Origin of the sequence: Microbacterium sp. Leaf161 (assembly GCF_001423645.1) — a bacterium.
In the GTDB taxonomy this organism is placed as follows: Bacteria; Actinomycetota; Actinomycetes; order Actinomycetales; family Microbacteriaceae; genus Microbacterium; species Microbacterium forte.
Genome location: NZ_LMOW01000001.1, coordinates 1,266,779 through 1,283,923, shown reverse-complemented (window position 1 = coordinate 1,283,923; position 17,145 = coordinate 1,266,779). Strand labels below are relative to the sequence as shown.

At 66.3% G+C, this 17,145-nt stretch carries 19 protein-coding genes and 2 tRNA genes; 6 read left to right on the top strand and 15 right to left on the bottom strand.

From position 1 onward, the window contains the following. Positions 1-2: 2 nt before the first annotated feature. Positions 3-560 (bottom strand): peptidylprolyl isomerase, encoded by a 558-nt coding sequence (locus ASF87_RS06330; RefSeq protein ID WP_056375004.1) that lies wholly within the window; start codon positions 558-560, stop codon positions 3-5. 145 nt (positions 561-705) lie between these two features. Here ASF87_RS06330 and ASF87_RS06325 point away from each other — a divergent pair, with 145 nt between their 5' ends. Continuing rightward, positions 706-1,206 carry a hypothetical protein gene (locus ASF87_RS06325; protein ID WP_042541033.1) on the top strand — a complete coding sequence of 167 codons (501 nt, stop codon included), beginning with the start codon at positions 706-708 and terminating at the stop codon, positions 1,204-1,206. 50 nt (positions 1,207-1,256) lie between these two features. After that, the gene (locus ASF87_RS06320; protein WP_056375002.1) at positions 1,257-1,718 is read left to right on the top strand and encodes an aminoacyl-tRNA deacylase; all 462 of its coding nucleotides are present in this window, start codon (positions 1,257-1,259) and stop codon (positions 1,716-1,718) included. A 1-nt stretch (position 1,719) separates the two neighbouring features. Here the strand turns inward: ASF87_RS06320 and ASF87_RS06315 are convergent, their stop codons facing one another. After that, the gene (locus tag ASF87_RS06315) at positions 1,720-2,142 is read right to left on the bottom strand and encodes an NUDIX hydrolase (protein WP_042541037.1); all 423 of its coding nucleotides are present in this window, start codon (positions 2,140-2,142) and stop codon (positions 1,720-1,722) included. Between the two features lie 155 nt (positions 2,143-2,297). On the opposite strand from ASF87_RS06315, the gene ASF87_RS06310 reads away from it, so the two are divergent. From ASF87_RS06310 to ASF87_RS18005, 4 genes are all read left to right on the top strand, one after another. After that, complete coding sequence (locus tag ASF87_RS06310; protein WP_056375000.1) at positions 2,298-2,747, top strand: DUF1801 domain-containing protein; 450 nt, start codon at positions 2,298-2,300, stop codon at positions 2,745-2,747. Positions 2,748-2,790: 43 nt separating this feature from the next. After that, complete coding sequence (locus tag ASF87_RS06305; RefSeq protein ID WP_056376370.1) at positions 2,791-3,906, top strand: M24 family metallopeptidase; 1,116 nt, start codon at positions 2,791-2,793, stop codon at positions 3,904-3,906. A gap of 76 nt (positions 3,907-3,982) precedes the next feature. Beyond that, the gene (locus ASF87_RS18010; RefSeq protein WP_235558884.1) at positions 3,983-4,189 is read left to right on the top strand and encodes a hypothetical protein; all 207 of its coding nucleotides are present in this window, start codon (positions 3,983-3,985) and stop codon (positions 4,187-4,189) included. Positions 4,190-4,204: 15 nt separating this feature from the next. After that, the gene (locus tag ASF87_RS18005; protein ID WP_327037345.1) at positions 4,205-4,498 is read left to right on the top strand and encodes a DUF3253 domain-containing protein; all 294 of its coding nucleotides are present in this window, start codon (positions 4,205-4,207) and stop codon (positions 4,496-4,498) included. Here ASF87_RS18005 and ASF87_RS06295 read toward each other — a convergent pair whose 3' ends face one another. From ASF87_RS06295 to dnaN, 13 genes are all read right to left on the bottom strand, one after another. After that, positions 4,499-4,780 carry a hypothetical protein gene (locus tag ASF87_RS06295; RefSeq protein WP_056374998.1) on the bottom strand — a complete coding sequence of 94 codons (282 nt, stop codon included), beginning with the start codon at positions 4,778-4,780 and terminating at the stop codon, positions 4,499-4,501. A gap of 170 nt (positions 4,781-4,950) precedes the next feature. Next, complete coding sequence (locus ASF87_RS06290) at positions 4,951-5,331, bottom strand: hypothetical protein (protein WP_056374996.1); 381 nt, start codon at positions 5,329-5,331, stop codon at positions 4,951-4,953. A 90-nt stretch (positions 5,332-5,421) separates the two neighbouring features. Beyond that, positions 5,422-5,494: transfer RNA gene (locus ASF87_RS06285), tRNA-Ala, on the bottom strand. Between the two features lie 25 nt (positions 5,495-5,519). After that, positions 5,520-5,593, bottom strand: a tRNA-Ile gene (locus ASF87_RS06280). Positions 5,594-5,677: 84 nt separating this feature from the next. Beyond that, complete coding sequence (locus tag ASF87_RS06275) at positions 5,678-6,619, bottom strand: DUF4097 family beta strand repeat-containing protein (protein WP_082508773.1); 942 nt, start codon at positions 6,617-6,619, stop codon at positions 5,678-5,680. Continuing rightward, complete coding sequence (locus tag ASF87_RS06270) at positions 6,616-7,302, bottom strand: LuxR C-terminal-related transcriptional regulator (RefSeq protein ID WP_056374994.1); 687 nt, start codon at positions 7,300-7,302, stop codon at positions 6,616-6,618. The genes ASF87_RS06275 and ASF87_RS06270 overlap by 4 nt, the downstream gene beginning before the upstream one ends. Beyond that, positions 7,290-8,558 (bottom strand): sensor histidine kinase, encoded by a 1,269-nt coding sequence (locus ASF87_RS06265; RefSeq protein ID WP_056374992.1) that lies wholly within the window; start codon positions 8,556-8,558, stop codon positions 7,290-7,292. The genes ASF87_RS06270 and ASF87_RS06265 overlap by 13 nt, the downstream gene beginning before the upstream one ends. A 137-nt stretch (positions 8,559-8,695) precedes the next feature. Next, positions 8,696-9,100 (bottom strand): DUF3566 domain-containing protein, encoded by a 405-nt coding sequence (locus ASF87_RS06260; protein ID WP_042541050.1) that lies wholly within the window; start codon positions 9,098-9,100, stop codon positions 8,696-8,698. Next, complete coding sequence (gene gyrA, locus ASF87_RS06255) at positions 9,097-11,661, bottom strand: DNA gyrase subunit A (RefSeq protein WP_056374990.1); 2,565 nt, start codon at positions 11,659-11,661, stop codon at positions 9,097-9,099. The genes ASF87_RS06260 and gyrA overlap by 4 nt, the downstream gene beginning before the upstream one ends. 52 nt (positions 11,662-11,713) lie before the next feature. Further along, positions 11,714-13,828, bottom strand: coding sequence for a DNA topoisomerase (ATP-hydrolyzing) subunit B (gyrB, locus tag ASF87_RS06250; protein ID WP_228385607.1), 2,115 nt, complete (start codon positions 13,826-13,828; stop codon positions 11,714-11,716). A 118-nt stretch (positions 13,829-13,946) separates the two neighbouring features. After that, positions 13,947-14,450: a DUF721 domain-containing protein gene (locus ASF87_RS06245; protein ID WP_056374988.1), complete on the bottom strand. Its 504-nt coding sequence runs from the start codon at positions 14,448-14,450 to the stop codon at positions 13,947-13,949. Next, positions 14,443-15,603 (bottom strand): DNA replication/repair protein RecF, encoded by a 1,161-nt coding sequence (recF, locus tag ASF87_RS06240; RefSeq protein WP_042541558.1) that lies wholly within the window; start codon positions 15,601-15,603, stop codon positions 14,443-14,445. Before recF ends, ASF87_RS06245 begins: the two co-directional genes overlap by 8 nt. A gap of 63 nt (positions 15,604-15,666) precedes the next feature. After that, positions 15,667-16,809 (bottom strand): DNA polymerase III subunit beta, encoded by a 1,143-nt coding sequence (gene dnaN, locus ASF87_RS06235; RefSeq protein WP_042541557.1) that lies wholly within the window; start codon positions 16,807-16,809, stop codon positions 15,667-15,669. Between the last annotated feature and the right edge of the window lie 336 nt (positions 16,810-17,145).

The following is a 17,145-nucleotide window of genomic DNA, read 5'->3' as shown; positions in this document are numbered from 1 at the left end:
CGTCAGGCCGCGACGATGTCGATCGACTGCAGCACGACGGGCTCGATCGGGCGGTCGCCCGCGGCCGTCGGCACTGCGGCGATCGCGTCGACGACAGCCTTGGAGGCGTCATCGGCGACCTCGCCGAAGATCGTGTGCTTGCCCTGGAGCCAGGGAGTGGGGTCGGTCGTGATGAAGAACTGCGAGCCGTTGGTGCCCTCGGGCTTGCCCGTGATGGCGTTGCGACGCAGGCCGGCGTTCGCCATGGCGAGGATGTAGGGCTCGTTGAAGTTGAGCTCCATGTTGATCTCGTCGTCGAAGTTGTAGCCCGGGCCCCCGACGCCCTGTCCGAGCGGGTCGCCGCCCTGGATCATGAAGTTCGGGATGATCCGGTGGAAGATGACGTCCTTGTAGAGAGCACCCTCGCCCGGCTTGCCGGTGGCGGGGTGTGTCCACTCCTGGGTGCCGTCGGCGAGGCCGACGAAGTTCTTGACCGTCTTCGGGGCGTGGTCGCCGAAGAGGTTGATGACGATGTCACCGTGGTTGGTGTGCAGGGTTGCGACATGAGAAGCGTGAGCCATGCGTCCATTCTCGCAGAGCTTCCCATGAGTTGGCCCGCGTCTAGCGTCGATCCGCCTTCGGCGCAAGGGTTCGGCGATTCCCTCGCCCCATCCAGGGTCGCGTGGCAAGATGGGGAATCCGTACTCCAATCGACAGGAGAGCATCGTGAGCATCAGCCGCAAGCGGAAGAAGGAGCTGCGTCGTCTTCAGAACGACGCGAATCAGCTCTGGGAGAACCAGCAGGTCCTGGTCGGCCACGCCGCCGACGTCGCCCGTGAGGCCGGACGCCAGCTCGGCCACTTCGGCCGCGAGCAGGTCGGTCCTGTCGTGCAGGACACCTACAACCGTCGCGTCGCCCCGGTCGTCGACCGTGGCGTGCGATTCGGCCACCACGTCGTGGACGACAAGGTCGTCCCGATCGTCGGCGGAGTCGTCGGAACCGCGCTCACCGCGTGGGACGTGGCGAACGCCAAGCGTGAGGGTGTCGTTCGCAAGGTCCGGAAGGCCACCAAGCCCGAGCCGAAGGGCCCGGGCGTCGGCTCGATCATCGCCCTGATCCTCGGAGTCGCCGCAGCAGCCGGTGTTCTCTACGCCGCCTGGCAGGCACTGCGCGCCGACGACGAGCTCTGGGTCGCCGACGACCCGCTCTCCGCACCTGACGCGTGACCTCGACACCGGATCCCCCGGCCACTGAGCCGGGGGATCTCCATGCGCGGGTGAAGGATGCCGCGGCCGCGCGGGGCCTCGAGATCGAGATCCGTGAACGACCGGCGGCCCGCAGCCTCGTCGAAGCTGCGGAGCTGCTCGGCATCCTGCCCTCCGGCATCGTGAAGACCCTCGTCGTCAAGCGCTCGGACGACACGTATCTGTTCGCGCTGGTTCCGGGCGGCAGGTCGATCTCGTGGCCCAAGCTGCGTGCGGTGGTGGGCGTGAACAAGCTGCGCCTGCCTGAGCCGGAGCTGGCCCTCGCGGCGACCGGATACGAGCGCGGCACGATCGTGCCGATCGGCAGCACCACCGAGTGGCCCGTGTTCGCCGACGAGTCGATCGTCGGACAGCGGATCGCCATGGGAGCCGGCGCCCACGGGTACAGCCTGTTCGTCGATGCCGACGATCTCATCGCCGCCTACGGCGCCACAGTGGCCGACATCTCGATTCCTGAAGAGGCGCGCGACTGACTCAGAGGATGCCGGCCATCCGCAGTGCGATGTCGACCAGCTTCACCCTCTGCAGCTCCTTCACCGCCTTGAGGGGGAACCACTCCGCCATGTCGGTCGAGCCGTCGGCCTCGAAGGTCAACTTCCCGCCCGTCACGGATGCGCGGTAGACGATGCGCAGCGTGTGCAGCGGCTGGTCCGACTCGCCCACCCGCTGACCGGCGGGGATCACCCGCGAGTGGATGCCGAGCAGCTCTCCGACTTTGACGCTGTAGCCGGTCTCCTCACGAAGCTCCCGCCGCACGGCGTCTTCGGGTGCCTCGCCCGCCTCCAGACCGCCGCCGGGCATCGTCCAGGCGACTCGGCGCCCTTCGATCCAGCGCGCCAGAAGTATGCGTCCGTCGTCATCGGTGACGACCGCGTATGCCGCGACCCGCATGTCCATGTCCTCACACTAGCCCCCGAGCGATGGCGTCCACCGCTGTGTGTCGGGCCGTCATGACAGAGGGTGCCCGATCGATCAGGAATCGAGAAGCACAACCGGCCGTGGCATCCGTAGTGTGAAGTTCATCGCAGATCACGCCAGGAAAGGAACCCGTCATGGCTGACAACGAGAAGAACTTCAGCGCCGAGGAACGCGAGGCGATGAAAGAGGCCGCGGCCGACAAGCGCAAGTCGCGCTCTCGAGCGAAGAAGAGTCCTGAAGAAGTGCGCGCCGAGGGGATCGCAGATCTCGAGGCGGCGGTGGCGAAGCTGCCGGACGACAAGGATCGCGAGTTGTCGCTGGCGCTGCATGCCCTCGTCACCGAGGTCGCTCCCGAGCTGATGCCGCGCACTTATTACGGCATGCCGGCGTGGGGCAAGGACGGCAAGGTGCTGTGCTTCTTCCAGCCGGCGAGCAAGTTCAAGGTGCGTTACGGCACGTTCGGCTTCGAGCCCATCTCGAACCTCGACGACGGCACGATGTGGCCGACCGCCTACGCGCTGCTCGACCTCACTGCCGCGAACCGCAAGGTGCTCACCGAGCGTATTCGCCTCGCCGTCAGCTGAGTCGCCGTTCCCTGTCGGAGGCCCGAGCAGTAGCGTGGATGCCGTGAGCACACTGCCGTTCCCCGCCTCCGTGTACGCCGCCCGACTCGACCGCGCCGCGTCTCTCGCCGCCGACGCCGGTCTCGACGGAATAGTCGTGGGGCCGGGCCCCGACCTGCAGTACCTGGTCGGTGTCGAAGGTGACACGATCGAACGCCTCACCGCACTCGTGCTCGGTCCCAGACTCGCTCCCACGATCGTCGTGCCGAGGATGGAGCTGGCGAAGGTGAGGACCACCGCTGTGGGGGCGCTCGGACTCGCGGTCTCCGACTGGGTCGACGGCGACAACCCCTACGACCTCGTGGCCGCGGCCCTCGGCACCGTCTCAAGGGTCGGCGTCTCCGACGCACTGCCGGCACTGCACGTCATTCCGCTGGCCGACCGGATCGATGTGCGCGTCGAGCTCGCGACGCCGGTGCTGCGTGAGGGTCGCATGATCAAGGATGCCGAGGAGATCGCCGAGCTGCGGCTGGCCGGCGAGGCGATCGACGCCGTGCACAGGCGCGTGCCCGAGTGGCTGCGTGCCGGGCGCACCGAGCGCGAGGTGGCGGCCGACATCGCCGAAGCCATCGTCGCAGAGGGGCACCGCACGGTCGAGTTCGTCATCGTCGGCTCCGGCCCCAACGGCGCCGACCCGCATCACGAGGTGTCGGACCGGGTGATCGGCGACGGAGAGATCGTGGTAGTCGACATCGGGGGAGCGGTGTCCAGCGGCTACAACTCCGACAGCACCCGCACCTACGTCGTCGGCGGCCCGGACCCCGAGGCTGCCGACCGCATCGCGATGCTCGTGCGCGCTCAGCAGGCCGCGGTTGACGCCGTGCGTCCCGGAGCGACGGCCGAGCAGGTCGACGCCGCCGCGCGGTCTGTGCTGGCCGAGGCGGGGCTCGGAGAGGCCTTTCTGCACCGCACCGGTCACGGCATCGGCGTCTCAGTGCACGAAGAGCCCTACATCGCGCCCGGCAACGATCTGCTGCTGCGCGAGGGCATGGCGTTCAGCATCGAACCCGGCATCTACTTCCCAGGCGAGTGGGGTGCACGCATCGAGGACATCGTCGTCGTGACCGCCGACGGATGCGAACGCCTGAACGTCGCGCCCCACGGGCTCACCGCCGTCTGAATCTCGCCGGCGGGTCGCCTGCGCCCGAGCGGTCAAGCCCCTTGGACGACACGATCGGGGTGGTGAGACTGTCCCCATGGCATCCGACGACAGCACCGAGAGCGGCGATGCGCGCGGCCCGGAGCACACCGCAGACGGGCATCACGTCATCATCGACGGCCGGCGATGGCGGGCGACGGACCCGTCGATCCCCGACGCGTTCCGTCAGGAGCTCGTGGACGAGCTGATGGCTGCCCGTCGTGCCATGAAGGCGCAGGATTCCGATGCGCGACGGCGGGTGTAGGACGCGAAGACCGCGCTGGGTGAACGCGGCGAGCCCTGGTGGGAGGACCGCAGCGGCGACGGCTTCGACGAGAGGATCGCGGCCGCGCTGCGCGCGCTCGCCCGCAAGCGGAACGAGTCCTCGATCTGTCCGAGTGACGTGGCGCGAACGGTGGGCGGTGAATCATGGCGAGCGGTGATGCCGGACGTGCGGCGGGTCGCCGCCGCGCTCGCAGACCGCGAGGAGATCGTCGTGACCCAGAAGGGCGAGCCGGTGAGCATCCGTGAGGCCAGGGGCCCCGTGCGGATCATCCGCGGTCCGAAGCTCTGACTAGAGCGCGTCGTAGTACCCGCTGTAGGGAAAGTCCACGTCGCCGGTGTCGCGTGGGTCGTACGCCACCGAAGCCACGCTGATCGTCACCTGAGTGTTCGGGGTGATCAGCACGCTGACGGCCCTGTTTCCGACCACGACCAGGTCGACGAAGGTGCCGGCGGTCTTGGTCGCGGACTCGATGCGTTCTCGCAGGTCGCCCACGTCCTGGTCTTGGGAGAGCAGATAGCTCGATCCGTCGAACACGATCTCGGTCTGGATCATCGTCTCCCTGTCAGCCATGCGTGCACGCTACGCCCTCGACCTGGAAGTGAGAAGGGGGGTTGATAACTAGAGCATCTTCGAGTTGTTAACAGATGCATCCACAGCTGTGGACTTGAGGAGCCCCTGATCCGGCAGGCTCGGGCAGTTGTTAACAGGGTTGTTAACACCTGTGGAGGAGCGCAGATCGCCTAATCCAGGGCGGCCGTCTCTGCGATCAGGTCGAGTTGATCGAGAAGCAGCTGTCCTGTTCCACTCATCGCCGAGACGGCATTCACAGTGACGAAGAACACCACGAGTGCGAAGAAGATGACACCGGGGAGAGTGCGCCGGGAAGTGAGTGTGATGACGAGCGCCACCAGCGCCCCGACGACGGCTATCGTATGGCCTGCGACCGAAGCGAAGGCCATCCGCAGCGCGGAGTCGACGGTGAGTGGTCCGTAACTGTTCAGGGATGCGGAGAGTGCGATCGGGATGACGAAGAGGCTCATGATCAGCACGAAGCGGCGTCGGGCGAACCAGCGCGGTGCGCGGACCGCGACCTGAGGGTGATCGGTCGCCGTTGCACTCATCCCCGCATCGTACCTGCCGAGCACACGCGAAGGGAGAAACGAGAAGGCCCCGCACGTGGCGGGGCCTTCTCGAACTGTCTCAACACAGTGTGGAGCCTAGGAGATTCGAACTCCTGACATCCTGCTTGCAAAGCAGGCGCTCTACCAACTGAGCTAAGGCCCCGTGAGGGAATTTTTAAGTTGAGGAGTGGGCCCACCAGGACTTGAACCTGGGACCTCTTCATTATCAGTGAAGCGCTCTAACCGCCTGAGCTATGGGCCCGTCAACCTCCGAAACTTTACCGGAGATTTCCGGAAATACCCAATCGAGGGCGGGGCACCGGCGCGCCCTCGCCCTCGATCATGGTCAGCGCCCCGGGCGGATGGTCACGCTGCCCGCCGAAAGCGAGACGTCGATCGCGTTCCGGGTGTCGGATGACTGGTCGACCTTCGCATCGAGCGATCCCGCGCTGACGTCCTGCCTGATCGAGTACGACTCGTCAGGAACAGTGAGGTCGACCGACCCCGCGCTCACGTCGATCGTCGTCTGCGACGGTGCACGTCCGGTCAGCTCGACGTTGAGATCGCCTGCCGAGACGCTGAGATCCGCCTCGTCGACGCCGTCGATCAGCGCGTCCGCACGGCCGGCGCTCATGTCGATGGTGAGACTCCGCGCGGCTCCTTTAACATCGAGCGCACCCGCGTTGACGGTGACGTCGAGAGCGCCGAACTCGCCGACCACATCGAGGCTGCCGGCGTCGAGGGTGAGGTCGGCATCGAGCTGCGCGTCGAGAAGGTCTTCGGGGAGAGTCAGCACGGCTGACTGGTCGTCGCCGAACCAGCTGCCGAACCACCATCCGAACCGGAACTCGGGACTGCGCACCACCAGGTCGTCGCCGTCGCGCTCGAGAGTCCACGCCGGGCCACGGGCGTCGGTGACGGCCAGCCGGGCCTCGTCGACATCCCCGAACTCGATGCGCATGTTTCCCGCATCCACGTCGAGGTCGAGACCCTTGATTCCCGATGCATCCTCGGTCAGCACCGAGTCGCTGCCCTGCGTGGAGCCCATCATGCTGCCGGTCGCCGCGAACGCCGCAGACCCTCCCGCCCCGAGGAGCGCAATACCGCCGACGATCGCCGTCACGATCATGATCGCCGTCGTTCCCGATGAACGGCCGGCATCGGCGGGCGCCGCCTGAGCAACGGGAGCAGTGGGGGGTGCCGGTGCCGGATCGTGGCCCTGAGGCGCGGATGCCGGCGGGGGAGTGAGGGGGGTGTGCCCGCCCTGGAAGTCGTCGTTCGTGGTCATCGTCCCAGTCCTGTCTGTCCGGTCGGCGTGCTGCCGCCCGTGTTCTCGATGTGTGCGAGGGCCGCCAGCACGCGTCGGTTGCCCGACTCGCCCTGCTCGAAGCCCAGCTTCTGGAAGATCGCGGTGATGTGCTTCTCGACGCTCGCCTCCGAGAGGAAGAGCAGGCCCGCGATCGCCTGATTCGACTTGCCTTCGGCGATGAGCGACAGCACGGTGCGCTCGCGCTCGGTGAGACGCTGCATGCGGTCGTCGCGGTTGCGACGGGTGAGCAGCTGAGCCACGACCTCGGGGTCGAGCACCGTCGCGCCCTCTGAGATCCTCTGCACCGAGGCGAGGAACTCTGAGACATCGGCGACCCGGTCCTTGAGCAGATAGCCGAGCGGTCCGCCCTGCGCGGAGATGAGGTCGGACGCATAACGCTCCTCGACATACTGCGAGAGCACGAGCAGCGGCAGCGCAGGGTGCGTGACGCGAAGTCCGAGCGCCGCGCGGATGCCCTCGTCGGTGAACGTCGGGGGCAGCCTCACATCGAGGATGCAGAGCTCCGGATCGGTCTCCATCACGGCTTCGCTGAGACCGCTGGTGTCAGCGAGAGCGGCGACCACACTGTGGCCGGCATCCTCGAGCAGTCGCACCAGTCCCTCGCGCAGCAGGACGGAATCCTCGCAGATCAGGATGCGCATGGCACGTTCACCTCCAGGCTGGTCGGCCCGCCGACGGGGCTCTCGAGACGGAAGGTCCCGCCCGCTGCCAGGACGCGGTTCGCGATGCCGTCGAGGCCACCGCCCGGTTGCACCTGTGCGCCGCCCATGCCGTTGTCTTCGACACGTGCCCAGAGCACTCCACCGTCGCGAAGACGAACGGTGACCCGGGCCTCACTGGCTCGTGAATGCTTGGCGGCGTTCGTGAGCGACTCGGCGATCGAGAAGTACACGGCGGCCTCGGCCTCACGGCTGCAGCGTCCGTCCATCCTCACGTCGAGACTCACGGGGATGTGGGATCGCCCTGCGAGGGCGGACAGGGCTGCGTCGAGGCCTCGATCGTCGAGGACGGATGCGTGGATGCCTCGGGCGAGCTGTCGCAGCTCGGTGATCGCTGCCTTGGTCGAAGTGTGCGCTTCAGCGATCAGCTCTTTCGCGGCATCCGGATCGTTGTCGATCTTCTGCTGCGCGAGCCCCAGGGTCATGCCGACCGACACCAGGCGGGGCTGCACGCCGTCGTGCAGATCCCGCTCGATGCGGGTGCGCTCGACGTCTGCGGCGCGCACGGCGCCCTCGCGCTGAGCGGTGCTGGTGCGCACGCGCTCCGTGAGCTCTGCTTCACGGCTGCGGACGACGATGGCGAGCGAGAGCACCCGGTTCAGCAGTGCCAGTCCGATCATTCCGGCGATGCAGGCGGCGATGCCGAGGATGCCGACGAGCGGCGCCCACGCAGGGTCGATGCCGCCCCCGCCGAACGGGCCCATCACGGCGTCCGCTCCGGTGAGGGGTGCGAACGAGATCGTGATCGACCAGACGAGGCCGAAGGCGAGGCGCAGCACGATCCAGCCGAGCACAGCGGTGATCGCGAAGTTCGCGAGGGCGCGCCACATGCGGCCGTCGATGGCCTGGCGTCCGAGCGAGCGCAGCCAGCCCACGAATCCGGCGCGGTCCCGCGGGCGCCACCTGAGCGGCGTGATCGGCGACCGGTAGAGGGCGCTGACCCGGGCCACCTCGAACCAGCCCACGCCGAAGAGGGCGTAGACGAGTCCGACGAGCAGCACGATGCCGACGCCCGCCGCGAAGAGCAGGCCGAGCCCGGTGCCGAGGAGTCCGGAAAGAGTCGCGAAGATGAAGCCGCCGATGACTCCGATGCCTGCGAGGTGCAGGATCGTGAGCACGATGCGCAGCGGCGGCTTCGTGGCCGTCGCCGGTGGTGGCGTGGCAGTGTGTGTCGTCATGGTTCAAAGGTACGGCGGCGCCGATCGGGCCGACACCGAGCCAACCAGACACCCGGTTTCGGGTTTTCCCTACTCCGTCGGAGAGCACAGAAGAGGGGCGGATGCCGAAGCATCCGCCCCTCTTCGAATCCGGAGGATCAGTTCGACATGAAGCCTACGAGCAGACCGCCCGTCACCTTCACGGCGACGTTGTAGATGCCGGCGACGACCGCGCCGAGCACCGTGAACACGATGAGGTTCAGGATCGAGACGACGGCGGCGAACGCCATCACCTGCGGCAGACCTGCCACCTCGGAGATGCGCACCGAGTTGTCGGTGATCGCGCCGACGATCTCGTCAGCCTGAGTGAGGAGGCCCGTGGCCTGGAGCACCAGGAAGATCAGGAAGAACGACACCATGGTGACGATCGCGAGTGCGACCGCTCCGAGGAACGAGAGCTTCACGGCCGACCAGAAGTCGACATAGACGAGACGCAGGCGCACCTGCTTGCCACTGGTCTTGCGCGTGGACTTCTTCGCCAGCTTGTCGGCTACTGTGCTCATGCGTCTGCTTCCTCAGGGTTCTCGTTCGTCTCGGGGGCGGTGGACTCGGCGTCCACCTCAGCCTCATCCGATTCGTCTTCCTCGGTGAGGCCCCGCTCGCCGTTGCGGGCGATGGCGAGGATCCGGTCGGCTTCCGTCGTCCGTGCGAACACCACTCCCATGGTGTCTCGGCCCTTGGCGGGCACCTCGGCCACGGCAGAGCGTACCACCTTGCCGCTGGACAGAACCACAAGGACCTCGTCGTCGGCCGAGACCATCAGACCACCCGCGAGAGTGCCCCGATCGTCGTGCAGCTTGGCCACCTTGATGCCGAAACCACCGCGTCCCTGGACTCGATATTCCTCGACGGCCGTGCGCTTCGCGTACCCGCCGTCCGTCACCACGAACACGAACTGACCGGGAGCGGCGACGGATGCCGACAGCAGGCTGTCGCCCTCACGGAACTTCATGCCCTTCACTCCGGCGGTCGCGCGTCCCATCGGTCGCAGCGCATCGTCGGTCGCGCTGAACCTGACCGACATGCCCCGGCGGCTGATGAGAAGGATGTCGTCCTCGGCGTTGACCATGAGCGCCGAGACCAGCTCGTCCTCGTCGTTCAGACGGATCGCGATGACGCCGCCCTGGCGGTTGGTGTCATACGTGTCGAGGCGCGTCTTCTTGACGAGACCGTCGCGCGTCGCGAGCACCAGATAGTCGGCGACCGCGTAGTCCCGGATGTCGAGCACCTGCGCGATGTTCTCGTCGGGCTGCAGTGCGAGCAGGTTCGCGACGTGCGTCCCCTTCGCGTCGCGCCCGGCCTCGGGGACCTCATAGGTCTTCGCGCGGTAGACGCGTCCTTTGTCGGTGAAGAACAGCAGCCAGTGGTGGGTCGTCGTCACGAAGAAGTGCTCGACGATGTCATCCGCTCGCAGCTGCGCACCCTTGATGCCCTTGCCGCCGCGGTGCTGCGACCGGTAGTTGTCGCTCCGCGTGCGCTTGATGTAGCCGGCGCGGGTGATGGTGACGACCATCTCCTCTTCGGCGATGAGGTCTTCCATCGAGACATCGCCGTCGAAGCCGTGCAGGATGTGCGTGCGACGGTCGTCGCCGAAGCGCTCGACGATGCCGGTGAGCTCTTCGCGGATGATGTCGCGCTGCAGCATCTCGTCGGCCAAGATCGCCTGGTACTCGGCGATGAGCCGCTCGAGCTCGGCCGCCTCGTCGAGGATCTTCTGCCGCTCGAGAGCCGCGAGGCGACGGAGCTGCATGTCGAGGATGGCCTGCGCCTGGTCGTCGTCGATGTCGAGGAGCTTCTTCAGTCCCTCACGCGCGTCGTCGACCGTGGCCGACCGACGGATCAGAGCGATGACCTCGTCGAGCGCATCGAGCGCCTTGAGGTAGCCGCGCAGGATGTGCATGCGACGCTCGGCCTTCGCCAGACGGAAGCGCGTGCGACGGACGATCACTTCGAGCTGGTGGGTGATCCAGTAGGTCACGAATCCGTCGATCGCCAGCGTGCGCGGCACGCCGTCGACGATCGCCAGCATGTTCGCGCCGAAGTTCTCCTGCAGCTGCGTGTGCTTGTACAGGTTGTTGAGCACGACCTTCGCGACGGCATCGCGCTTGAGCACGACGACGAGTCGCTGCCCCGTGCGGTCAGAGGTCTCGTCACGGATGTCGGCGATGCCGCTGATCTTGCCGTCGCGAACGAGATCGCCGATCTTCACCGCGACGTTGTCGGGGTTGACCTGATACGGCAGTTCGGTGATCACGAGGCACGTGCGGCCCTGGATCTCCTCGACGTTGACGACCGCACGCATCGTGATGGATCCGCGGCCGGTGCGATAGGCCTCGTGGATTCCCTTGGTGCCCAGGATCTGAGCGCCGGTCGGGAAGTCAGGGCCCGGAACGCGCTGGATCAGCCCGTCGAGGAGCTCTTCACGCGGAAGGCCGGGGTTGTCGAGCGCCCAGAGCGCGGCGTCCGAGATCTCGCGCAGGTTGTGCGGGGGGATGTTGGTCGCCATGCCGACCGCGATTCCGACCGAGCCGTTCACGAGCAGGTTCGGGAATCGCGCCGGAAGGACCGTCGGCTCCTGGGTCTGTCCGTCGTAGTTGTCCTGGAAGTCGACGGTGTCTTCTTCGATGTCGCGCACCATCTCGAGTGCGAGAGGGGCCATCTTGGTCTCGGTGTATCGCGGAGCCGCCGCGCCCATATTGCCGGGGTTGCCGAAGTTGCCCTGCCCCAGCGCGAGGGGGTACCGCAGCGACCACGGCTGCACGAGACGCACGAGGGCGTCGTAGATCGCCGAGTCACCGTGGGGGTGGTACTGACCCATGACCTCGCCCACGACACGGGCGCACTTCGAGAACGACTTGTCGGGGCGGAACCCGCCGTCGTACATGCCGTAGATCACGCGGCGGTGCACGGGCTTGAGACCGTCGCGCACGTCGGGCAGGGCACGTCCGACGATGACGGCCATCGCGTAGTCGAGATAGCTGCGCTCCATCTCGAACTTCAGGTCGACCTGGTCGATGTTCCCGTGGTCGTGGGCCGGGGGCTCGGGGCGTACTTCGTCAGTCATGTGTGTTGTCGATTCCGGTCGTTGTTCGAGCGAATGCAGGGCGCGGAGCGCCTCAGATGTCGAGGAAGCGGACGTCCTTGGCGTTGCGCTGGATGAAGCTGCGTCGTGATTCGACGTCCTCACCCATCAGCACGCTGAAGATCTCGTCTGCCGCCGCGGCATCCTCGATGGTCACCTGGCGGAGCGTCCGCGTCGTGTGATCCATCGTGGTCTCCCACAGCTCCTTGGCGTTCATCTCGCCGAGACCCTTGTAGCGCTGGATGCCGGCATCCTTCGGGATGCGCTTGCCGTTGTCGAGGCCGAACTTGAGCAGCGCATCGCGCTCTGCGTCGCTGAACACGTACTCGTGCGGCTGGTTCGACCACTTGAGGCGGTACAGCGGCGGCATCGCGAGGTACACGAAGCCCGCCTCGATGAGGCCGCGCATGTAGCGGAACAGCAGCGTGAGCAGCAGCGTCGTGATGTGCTGCCCGTCGACGTCGGCATCCGCCATCAGCACGATCTTGTGATAGCGCGCCTTCTCGATGTCGAAGTCCTCGCCGATGCCCGTGCCGAAGGCCTGGATCATCGCCTGGACCTCGCGGTTGCCCAGCGCCTTGTCGAGGCGAGCGCGCTCGACGTTGAGGATCTTGCCGCGGAGCGCGAGGATCGCCTGCGTGTGCGGGTCACGTCCCTGCACTGCCGAACCGCCGGCCGAGTCACCCTCGACGAGGAAGATCTCGCTGATCGAAGGGTCCTTGCTGGTGCAGTCCTTGAGCTTGTCGGGCATCGCGGCCGACTCGAACACGCTCTTGCGCCGTGCGGTCTCGCGCGCCTTGCGCGCGGCCAGGCGCGCGGTCGCGGCGTCGAGCGCCTTGCGGATGATGTTCTTCGCCTGGGCCGGGTTGCGGTCGAACCAGTCGCCGAGCTGATCGCCCACGACCTTCTGCACGAACGCCTTGGCCTCGGTGTTGCCCAGCTTGGTCTTGGTCTGACCCTCGAACTGTGGCTCGCCCAGTTTGATCGAGATGACGGCGGTCAATCCCTCGCGGACGTCGTCTCCGGAGAGGTTGTCGTCCTTCTCCTTGAGGATGTTGTTCGCACGCGCGTACTTGTTCACCAGCGTGGTGAGCGCGGCGCGGAAGCCCTCTTCGTGGGTTCCACCCTCGTGGGTGTTGATCGTGTTCGCATAGGTGAAGACGTTCTCGGTGTACGACGTGGTCCATTGCATCGCGACCTCGAGCGAGATCTTGCGCGCCGTGTCCTCGGACTCGAACGCGATGATCTCCTCGTTGACGACCTCGGCGTGACGCACCTTGTTCAGGTATTCGACGTAGTCGACGAGTCCGCGCTCGTAGAAGAAGACATCACCGGGCTGCTTCGTGACGGTCACACCGGATTCTTCGACCTCATAGGCCGAGGACGCGCGCTCATCGAGCAGCTCGATGCGAAGACCCTTGTTGAGGAACGCCATCTGCTGGAAGCGCGTGCGCAGGGTGTCGTAGTCGAAGTCGATCGACTCGGTGAAGATCGAGGCATCCGGCCAGAACGTGATGCTCGTACCGGTGTCGTCGGTCGCCTCGCCCTTGACGAGCTTCTGCTGCGGCACTCCGCCGTCGGCGAAGCTGTGCCGCCAGACGAAGCCCTTCTGCTTGACCTCGACGTCGAAGCGGGTCGACAGGGCGTTCACGACAGAGGAGCCGACGCCGTGCAGACCACCGGAGACGGCATACGCGCCGCCACCGAACTTGCCACCGGCGTGCAGGATCGTCAGCACGACCTCGACCGTCGACTTCGACGGGTCGGAGGAGTGCGGGTCGACCGGGATTCCGCGGCCGTTGTCGATGACGCGCACGCCGCCGTCTTCGAGCAGCGTCACGTGGATCGTGTCTGCGTAGCCGGCGAGAGCCTCATCGACCGAGTTGTCGACGATCTCGTAGACCAGGTGGTGCAGACCGCGCGGCCCCGTGGAACCGATGTACATTCCGGGTCGCTTGCGCACCGCCTCGAGTCCCTCGAGGATCTGGATCGAGTCGGCGCCGTACTCGCCGGGCTGCTTGATCTTGGGGGAGATCGATGTGGACCTCGTCTCCGCTTCCGCGGGAGCCTGGGTCTCTGCGCCCTGTGAGGGGTCAGGGGTTTCCCCGGTGGTCGATTCCGTCTCGTCAGCAGGGAATTCAGGCGTCATCAGAGGGCATTCTCCACATCAATATCACGAACTCCCATTCTAGCGGTCTTTCGACTCGAAATCCCGCTGAACGGCCGTGTGTGGCCCTCTGAGCCTCTTGAACCCCCTGAACGGTGCCCTACCCGTAGGTATCGCGCGGGCCCCGTCCTGGAACGACTCTGGGACCCCATTTCCATGAGGGTACGTCCGGTCCGATGAAGCGGAGGTTCTCGACCCCCGCATCCGGATACCGTCGGCCGATCTCGGTGAGGATGGTCCCGCGCATGTACTGCAGGTTCTTCGCCCAGGCCGTCGAATCGCACTTCACGGTGAGCACTCCGCGTTCGAGCGAGACGGGTTCGGAGCGCTTCGCCGTGTCCGTACCCGCAAGATCGGCCCACTGCCTGACCAGGTCTTCACGGGCAAGAGTCTTCTGCCACCCGGAGTCGCGGCTGAGCTTGTCGAGCACCGCTCCGAGGGGACCGGGGTCACGTCCGGGGGTGAAGGGGGCGTTGTCATCGTCGGTGACGATGCGCCGCTTGCGCTTCCACGTCTTCGAGCTCGGTGCGAGACCGCGCAGACGCAGATACGTCGCGACCGTCTCGGGAGTCTCGGATGCCGGAACGGGTGCGGCGTCACTCATGCGGCACCTCCCTCTCGTCGCTGATGGTTCCGGCCGAGATCCTCACCACATGCGCGTGGAGCACCTCGGGGATATCCTCCTCCACGGCCGCGGTCACGACCACCTGTTCGTACCCTGCCGTCAGCGCGGCGAGGCGCTGACGGCGCTCGGCATCGAGTTCGGCGAACACGTCGTCGAGGATGAGCACGGGGTCGCCGGCGGGGGACTCGCTGCGCAGCAGCTCCGCCGAGGCGAGGCGCAGGGCGAGAGCAACCGACCACGATTCCCCATGCGACGCATAGCCCTTCACGGGCAGCCCGCGAACGCGGAGAACGAGATCGTCGCGATGGGGTCCGGTGAGGGTGAGCCCGCGGTCGAGCTCGTTCGACCGCTTGGCGAGCAGCGCGGCGTGGAACATCTCGGCGATGTCTCCCGAGGTCTCGGCCGGCGCGTCGACCCCCTCTTCGGGGTCTGCACCTCGCACCGAGAGCGCCCAGTCGAGCTGGGGACGATGGTCTTCGCCGGCGATCGCCGCATACGCCTCTGCCACCGGGGTCTGGAGGTCGGCCGCCAGACGCTGTCGCGCCGTGATGATCTCTGCTCCGAGGGAGACCAGCTTGTCGTCCCACACATCGAGGGTGCTCAGGCCCTCGCCCTTGATGCCCCGCGCTCGGGCCGACTTGAGAAGGGCGTTGCGCTGCTTGAGCACACGGTCGTAGTCGGCGAGCACCGACGACATGCGAGGAGTGCGCTGTATGAGCAGCTGGTCGACGAAGCGACGCCGAGAAGACGGGTCGCCACGCACGATCTGCAGATCCTCCGGGGCGAACAGCACCACATGGGCATACCGGGGAAGCTCGTTGGTCTTCGACGGCGAGCCGTTGATGCGTGCCTTGTTCGAGCCCTGCTTGTTGAGCTGAACCTCGATCAGCACTTTGCGTTCGCCGTGCGAGAGGCGCGCGCGGATGATCGCGAAATCCTGACCTTCACGCACCATCGGCGCATCCGACGAGACCCTGTGAGAGCCGAGCGTGGCGAGGAAGACGACGGCCTCGGCGAGGTTGGTCTTGCCCTGACCGTTGCGGCCGACCAGGACGTTGGGCCCCTTGTGCAGTGCGAGATCCGCGGTCGCGTAGTTGCGGAAGTCGACCAGGCTCAGGTGTTCCACAATCACGCTGTCAGCCTACCTTCGGGGTCTGACACCGCTGTCGCCGCGCGGAGCGCGCCCGTCGCAGGATCAGCGGAGCAGCAGGTTGGGCTGCAGCAGGTACTTGAACGAGTCGAGTCCGGCCTGATCGACCGAGGTCTGGCTCGTGATCAGCACGGGGCTGAGCTTGTTCGCGTTGTCGCTCGAGGTGAACGTGACGCGCACGAACTCGCTCTTGACCGCTCCGAGTGCCTCGATGAGGTACTGCGGGTTGAGACCGAGAGTGACATCGTCGCCACCGTTCAGGATCGCGTCGACGGACTCCGATGCACGGGCGTGCTCACTGCCCGATGCGTCCATCGTGACGCTGTCGGACGTGAACGTGAAGCGCAGCGGGGCTGCACGATCCAGCACGAGCGACACACGGCGCACCGCTTCGACCAGGTCGGCGGTGTTGACGACCGCGTAGTGCTCAGTCTGCTCGGGGAAGAGACGACGGACAGGCGGGAAGTTGCCCTTGATCAGGAGCGAGGTGACGGTCTTGTTTCCCGCCGTGAAGGCGATGATCTCACGATCGCCGGCTCCGGAGAACGCGATCTGGATCGTCCCGGCGTGACCGAAGGTCTTTCCGACCTCGAGAAGCGTGCGTGCGGGAACCAGTGCGCTCGCCTCGACGGCCTCGCCATCCCACGGCACGTCCCTGAGCGAGACGCGGTAGCGGTCGGTGGCGACCAGGCTGAGCGTGTGCCCGGAGACTTCGAGCTGGACACCGGTGAGGACAGGGGTGACATCATCGCGTGATGCGGCGAAGCCGACCTGTGCGATCGCCGTTCCGAAGTCGTCGGCGGGAACCACACCGGACGAGCCTGAGACTTCGGGGATCGAGGGATATTCCTCGACCGGCATGGCGGCCAGGGTGAATCGTGCGGAGCCGCAGGTGACCGTGATGCTGCCGTCGTCCTCGACGGCGATCTCGATCGGCGCGTTGGGGAGGCGGCTGGCGATGTCGGAGAGCAGGCGACCGTGGACGAGGATCGTGCCGGGAGTGTCGACCGTTGCTTCGATGGTTGTTCGAGCGGATGCTTCGTAGTCGAAAGCGGAGAGAGTCAGTCCGGATCCGTCTGCCTCGATCAGGACTCCGGCGAGGATCGGCTGCGGGTTGCGCTGCGGAAGGAGCTTGACGACGAAGGACACAGCCTCGCTGAAGACATCGCGGTTGACCTGAAACCTCACGGGTGCTCCCTTGTCGTCATTCTGAGACGGTTCGTCATCGGTCCTGCCTGTGCAGGGCTTCCCATGCTAGCCCCACAGTCGGGCGGATCCCTACGAGCGGCGCAAACCTCCGTCCCGTCGGACTTTCCCCACCGTCTGGTGATCGGATCGCCCTTGAATTGAATTAACTCCTTAACGGTGTTAACACCTGTGGATACTGTGGATAACTCGGTGGAAAGCAGACGCGAGTAAGGAACTACACGGTTGTCAGTTGTGGAAACCCTGAGGAATCCGCGGGTGGACACCTTCCCCTCGGTCCGACCGTCTCCCCTAGTTATCCACAGGTTCGGTGGTTTC

Coding starts and splice junctions, on each gene's coding strand:
- ASF87_RS06310 (WP_056375000.1), top strand. CDS start 2,298: ATGGCTGACAACGAGAAGAACTTCAGCGCCGAGGAACGCGAGGCGATG.
- ASF87_RS06260 (WP_042541050.1), bottom strand. CDS start 9,100: ATGAGCACAGTAGCCGACAAGCTGGCGAAGAAGTCCACGCGCAAGACC.
- ASF87_RS18010 (WP_235558884.1), top strand. CDS start 3,983: ATGGCATCCGACGACAGCACCGAGAGCGGCGATGCGCGCGGCCCGGAG.
- ASF87_RS06265 (WP_056374992.1), bottom strand. CDS start 8,558: ATGACGACACACACTGCCACGCCACCACCGGCGACGGCCACGAAGCCG.
- ASF87_RS06330 (WP_056375004.1), bottom strand. CDS start 560: ATGGCTCACGCTTCTCATGTCGCAACCCTGCACACCAACCACGGTGAC.
- gyrB (WP_228385607.1), bottom strand. CDS start 13,828: ATGACGCCTGAATTCCCTGCTGACGAGACGGAATCGACCACCGGGGAA.
- ASF87_RS06270 (WP_056374994.1), bottom strand. CDS start 7,302: ATGCGCATCCTGATCTGCGAGGATTCCGTCCTGCTGCGCGAGGGACTG.
- ASF87_RS06315 (WP_042541037.1), bottom strand. CDS start 2,142: ATGGACATGCGGGTCGCGGCATACGCGGTCGTCACCGATGACGACGGA.
- ASF87_RS06275 (WP_082508773.1), bottom strand. CDS start 6,619: ATGACCACGAACGACGACTTCCAGGGCGGGCACACCCCCCTCACTCCC.
- ASF87_RS06245 (WP_056374988.1), bottom strand. CDS start 14,450: ATGAGTGACGCCGCACCCGTTCCGGCATCCGAGACTCCCGAGACGGTC.
- ASF87_RS06295 (WP_056374998.1), bottom strand. CDS start 4,780: ATGGCTGACAGGGAGACGATGATCCAGACCGAGATCGTGTTCGACGGA.
- ASF87_RS06290 (WP_056374996.1), bottom strand. CDS start 5,331: ATGAGTGCAACGGCGACCGATCACCCTCAGGTCGCGGTCCGCGCACCG.
- gyrA (WP_056374990.1), bottom strand. CDS start 11,661: ATGACTGACGAAGTACGCCCCGAGCCCCCGGCCCACGACCACGGGAAC.